Here is a 558-nt window from a genome sequence, read left to right as displayed (position 1 = left end):
GGCATTTAAAGTATAGGTCACCTTAGTAGTATCTTTTATTTGATCTATGAAGTAAATCTTAGAAAAACGATTTTCTGATTTCCATTTATTAACTGTATCATCAGGATTGGCTTGGCCGGCAGACCAGCCCCATTGTGCATTAAAGCTATCATTATCTTTTTCTTTACTAAAGAAGCGGTATTCTTTTCCACCGTTGTTTTCTGGAGAATGAACATTTGTAGGGAATTTTCCTATTATATTAGAGTTACCATGATTATTATCAATAATTTCAGTCAATTCCAAGCCTTCTGGAAGAACAAAATAAAAACCTCCATGAGAGTTATTAAAAGACCATGCACTTGTGTCAAAACTTACTCTCCATTTCACCTCTTTTTTTTCCAAACTCAACGAATCTACAGACACTGATGTCTTGAGCTTAGTCTGATCATTACTGCTCAATTTAGAATCCGCATTCGATGATTGAATTAATGGCTTCTCAACTACCTTTTCTGCCATATTATCTGAAGGCTCATCATTCACCGGAATTTCTTCCATATCATTACTACCAGAATTACTCAT

Annotated in this window: 1 pseudogene; it reads right to left on the bottom strand. The window is 34.6% G+C overall.

Annotation, left to right across the window (positions count from 1 at the left end):
• Positions 1 to 558, bottom strand: a pseudogene (locus C1E99_RS10645) (cell surface protein); the annotation flags it as partial.

The organism is Streptococcus suis (assembly GCF_002964045.1).
GTDB lineage: Bacteria > Bacillota > Bacilli > Lactobacillales > Streptococcaceae > Streptococcus > Streptococcus suis_U.
The sequence above is the reverse complement of the archived record's forward strand: the minus strand, read 5'-3'. Positions and strand labels throughout refer to the sequence as shown.